The organism is Deltaproteobacteria bacterium, from assembly GCA_016874775.1.
In the GTDB taxonomy this organism is placed as follows: Bacteria; Desulfobacterota; Binatia; order Bin18; family Bin18; genus VGTJ01.
Map to the genome: position 1 here is coordinate 1 of VGTJ01000291.1, position 4,632 is coordinate 4,632.

Below are 4,632 nucleotides of genomic sequence, written 5' to 3' on the forward strand. Positions count from 1 at the left end.
AAGCATGCTCCTAAGATCATCGCGTGTTCCCTTCTCTCTCCCTGAACTTGAGTTTCTCCCCACGACACGCGCCTATCTCAGCAGAACCCGCGAAATCATGAAAGATTCAGACCTTTACAGGGATGGGTGGGCACGGCCCACCTTCCGCAAACCCGTTAAAGGACATTCGGTGAGCTGTGCCCGCCCTACGGTAAACTACGGAGCTGGAAACTGTGCCGCCGTATCATAGCGCCCTTCAGTTGATAGCTGGCCATCTACTACTGCCTCGTATGCAGGTGGTGCAGCCTCATCCCCAGTTTCGATAGGAGAGGGGAGCCACGGCCCTATATAGGAGCGACGTTTGCGGCGACGCAACACATCGCGTCCCAAGTTCATTGCCACTCGCACCAGCCATGGACGCCAAGGATCTTCGGTACCTGCTGGAGGGTGTTCCAGCGCACGGACGAAAGTCTCTTGGACAATGTCATCCGCATCGGCTGCACAGCCGGTGAGGCGATAACAAAGACGCCATAAGAAACGCTCGTGTTCACGAAATAGCTGCTCAGTGAGAGGTGCGGCTTGATGCATAGTCACGCAGCGATTCTCTCTGGCGTGTGCTGAATAAGCACGTCAACTGCTCGTTTGGCACTGGCAAAACTGGCATCAGCTAACAGACCTTCGGGGCCAACCCAATCCCCTGCGACGTAGAGGTTCTGTGAAGGCAGTCCTTACGATCAAGGGCTGGTAAGCATTTAGAGCTGCAAGCTATGCACATCTGTGCACACTTCTACCCCGAGCTTGGTCGCTACGTCTTGCGCTCCCGGATCGGCATACGGAGTTACAATTAACTTGCGATCAACATGTCGCCCGGTCTTCCGAGCATAGAACTCAGCCTTTCGTGCAAACTGATAGACTGCTCCTTTGTCCAGCGACGATTTAATTTCGACTACAATGACCTTTCCGTTCTTTATGATTGCATCCAACTCGACTTGATCGGGAATGCCAAAAACCTCGCCGGTCGTGTCGAGATCCCAAAATCGCTCGACGGTAAACCCGACTTCCTGCAAAATCGCTCTCATGCCTTCGCGGAACGATTCTTCAGTTTGTAAGCCCCACCGCGCGCCAAGGCCACCAATCTTAGCCTCGAACGTTCTATGGAACCTCTCTAGAGCGCTCTCATTTCGCTGCACTGCATACGTGAGTGTTGCAAGGTTCTGAGCGAGCTCTTCGACCCGGGCTTCCGTCCGTTTTTGGGCTTGAGCCAACTCTTCAACTCGCAGCTCAGTCCGTTTCTGTGCCTCAGCAAGAGCAAGTTGCGCTTGAGCTAGCTCTTCTATGCGCGATTCGGTTCGCTTTTGCGCTTCAGCAAGATCCCGCACCACAGCTTTCACGTCGTCGAAGTCCGACGTTTTGGCTCTATACTCTTCGCGTAAGGTCTCGGCTAACAGAGCAATCGCTGGTTGCTGCTCAGGCGGAAAACTCTTCAGAATTTCGGCAAGCGACATATCGTACACAGGTCCCTTCACACTGTAGGTTACCGTTCCTTGAAACAGCAGACAAGCTTATGAGCCCGCATGAGACCGGATTCATTCTGTCGTTGAGTTTGCCTTGGTTACGGGATACGTTCCGCTCATTCTTCGACACGATAAAAATAAGGAGTTGGACGATGGCACTCGAAAAAGACGAAATTGAGCAGTTTCTCGCTGAACGCAGGAACGCGGTCCTGGGCACGATTCGCAAAGATGGTTCGCCGCAACTCAATCCGATGTGGTTTCACTGGACGGGCGAGGTCTTTCAGATTTCAACGACCCGCTCGCGCTTCAAATACAACCACCTCAAACGTGATCCGCGCGTCACTTTATGTATTGATGATGTTACTGGTTTCAAGACAGTGATTGTCGAAGGCCGCGCCACGATCGAAGAAACTGATATCTGGGGACCAACACGGACGATCGTCGAAAAATATGTCGACCCTGCCCATGTCGAAGCGCGTATGGCGCGCATGAAGACAGAACCGCGCGTGCTGTTAATCATTCGTCCGGAGAAGTGGATCTCGTGGGATATGGCGCTGCGGGCTGGGCCGCCACGGCAATGAGGACATATAGCAATCAGCGCTCAGCTATCAGCTTTCAGCCAGACAAGAAACCGACAACATCTCCGTGACTTTTGATACGACATAGAGGCCGTAGGCAATCCGTTTCCTTGTTCTTGCTGAACGCTGACTGCTGACCGCTGAACGCTTGTACCTTACCCTTTCGGCAATCCTAGCACTCGTTCTCCAATTATGTTGTGCTGAATCTCATTAGAGCCTGCTGCAATCGTGCTCCGGCGAGAGGCTAACAGGCGGTGCGACCACTTTCCTGAATCGACTGCGCCAGGCGCTCGATATTCGAACTGACTGTATGGTCCTAACAACTCCATAGCAAACGCTTGAATACGAAGATTCAGCTCACTGGTCCCGAGTTTCATCATCGAGCCTTCGGGTCCCGGTGGCAAGCCTTTCAACTGCTTAGTGAGTTGACGAAAACTGGTGTACTTTAGCGCTTCGGCTTCACAGGCAAACTGGGCGATACGCTGGCGCACGTATTCATCCTCCCAAGCGAGGTGTCCGTTATATTCCACTTTGCGCGCGAGCTCGGTGAGTTGTTTGACTTCGACCATCATGTCGGTGCGGCCACCGTGAATGGTGCGCTCGAACATCATGTTGGTCATTGCTACCATCCAACCTTGGTTTATCTGCCCAACGAGGTTTGCCTTCGGCACTTTCACATCCTCAAAGAAGACTTGATTAAAGCCATGTTCGCCGGTGATTTGGATCAACGGGCGAACCTCAATACCTGGGCTTTTGATATCAACCAATAGATAACTGAGTCCACGATGCTTTGGTGCGTCGGGATCAGTGCGGCAGAGTAGGGTGGTGAAGTCTGCATGGTGCGCGTTAGACGTCCACACTTTGGATCCGTTGACGATGAAGTGATCACCGTTATCGACCGCGCGGGTTTCGACGGCGGCGAGATCTGAACCATGATTCGGTTCAGATAATCCCTGACACCAGATTTCTTCTGCTGGAGGGATCTTAGGAATGTGACGTGCCTTCTGTTCCGCGGTGCCCCATTGCATGAGGGTTGGTCCCACACGCGCGATGCCTTGAAAATTGACCGTAGGCGGCGCCTTGGCGCGGTCGAGTTCTTGTTGATAAATGACTTGCTCGATCAACGTTGCACCACGGCCACCATACTCTTTGGGCCAGTGCAGACACATCCACCCGCCATTGTAGAGGGTACGATGCCATGCCCGGCGTCGTTCAAACTCTTCTTTGGTATCAGGATCGTGCAGTTCTCCACCATCACGCCAGTCACGCGGGATATTGTTTTCCAGCCAACTGCGAAATTTCAAGCGAAACGCTTCTTCTTTGTCACTAAACTTGAAGTCCATAAACTCGTCCTTTTTGATTCTGTTGGCCGTGCACCGTTGTGCTGAAGACATATCCTTACCACAGAGCGAGCAAACAACAAAAGGTGGAGAAGTGGTGTATATGGTGTTGCACATAGGCACGAAATATTGTTTGTGGTGATCTCTTACGGTTGAATTAGCGAAAGAGGAGATAGAGGCATGACCGGTGCGTATGGGTGTTTGTTGTTATTTGCTGTAACGCTCTTGTGGCCAGTGCTGTTGCAAGCGGAGGGCCGTAGTTGGAAATATCTCAAAGAGTTATCTGAAGACGAGCGCAAGGCTCTGGATCTTCGCAGTGACACGCCGCGATCGACCACACTGCCGTACTTTCCTGCCGAACCCTATCCGTTCACTGCCCCGTATACCGCTGAAGAAATTGGTATTCGCTCAATGGAATTTCCGCATATGGCGCGGTGGAACCATGTGCAGATCGAAGATTATGGGTCGATCATGCACACCGGTTATCTCTTTAGTGGTAAGATCATCGTGCTTGTGACGCATGACCAGCCTGAAGGACTGGAAGGATATCTACAAAAGAAGCCTGGAGAAGTCTTTACGCGCTGGCTTTCGCAAGACACGGCGCCACCGGAGAACCTCGGCAACCAGTTGCTCATGGTGCATCATCGCACCGATCAACAAGCGACCACGAAAACCGATATGTTTGGCTACTCCCCGATACTTCGGCGCGTACGACGCTTTCCCCAGCCGCGACGACAAGATCGATTCCCTGATCAACCGATTACGTTTGATGACTTCCTTGGACGTGATGCGTGGGAATTTTCTTGGCGTTTTGTCGGCACTGATGTGCTGACTGAAACCGTGCGTTTCCCGACCACCCGCCAAACCATTACGCTCATGTCCGGTGAAGGCACCATGAAAGATGTCGCGGCAAAATCACTCAAGCTAATGGGAGAAGAATATGCTCATTATACGCCAACTGGCGGTGTTCCCTGCTTCATCTTGGAAGCAAAAGCCAAGGCTGACTGGCTGCAGGACTATTACGCCCCGCGTATTCTCTATTGGGTTGACCAACACCATTTCTATCCGCTGCGTACCGAACAATATGGACCTGGTGGCGAGCTCATTTATATCGAACAGGACTTACGCTTTGGACCTTAACAAGCCGTGACATGAGGGTTTTGTAGTTCAGCGCGAAGGTAATGACTAAACAAACTCTCCCGCACGGCATACAGGGTCTGG

General features: G+C 52.3%; 5 protein-coding genes. 2 read left to right on the plus strand and 3 right to left on the minus strand.

Annotation, left to right across the window (positions count from 1 at the left end; all coding sequences use genetic code 11):
• Window positions 1–195 precede the first annotated feature (195 nt).
• Complete coding sequence (locus FJ147_27415; protein MBM4259614.1) at window positions 196–567, minus strand: sigma-70 family RNA polymerase sigma factor; 372 nt, start codon at window positions 565–567, stop codon at window positions 196–198.
• Between the two features lie 164 nt (window positions 568–731).
• Entirely contained in the window at window positions 732–1,505 is a 774-nt protein-coding gene (locus FJ147_27420) for a DUF3782 domain-containing protein (GenBank protein ID MBM4259615.1), read from the minus strand.
• Between the two features lie 38 nt (window positions 1,506–1,543).
• Between FJ147_27420 and FJ147_27425 the strand changes: the two genes are divergently transcribed.
• Window positions 1,544–2,074 carry a PPOX class F420-dependent oxidoreductase gene (locus FJ147_27425; GenBank protein MBM4259616.1) on the plus strand — a complete coding sequence of 177 codons (531 nt, stop codon included), beginning with the start codon at window positions 1,544–1,546 and terminating at the stop codon, window positions 2,072–2,074.
• A 152-nt stretch (window positions 2,075–2,226) separates the two neighbouring features.
• Here FJ147_27425 and FJ147_27430 read toward each other — a convergent pair whose 3' ends face one another.
• Window positions 2,227–3,528, minus strand: coding sequence for an acyl-CoA dehydrogenase (locus FJ147_27430; protein ID MBM4259617.1), 1,302 nt, complete (start codon window positions 3,526–3,528; stop codon window positions 2,227–2,229).
• Window positions 3,529–3,591: 63 nt separating this feature from the next.
• Here FJ147_27430 and FJ147_27435 point away from each other — a divergent pair, with 63 nt between their 5' ends.
• Window positions 3,592–4,551 (plus strand): DUF1329 domain-containing protein, encoded by a 960-nt coding sequence (locus FJ147_27435; GenBank protein ID MBM4259618.1) that lies wholly within the window; start codon window positions 3,592–3,594, stop codon window positions 4,549–4,551.
• Window positions 4,552–4,632: the final 81 nt, after the last annotated feature.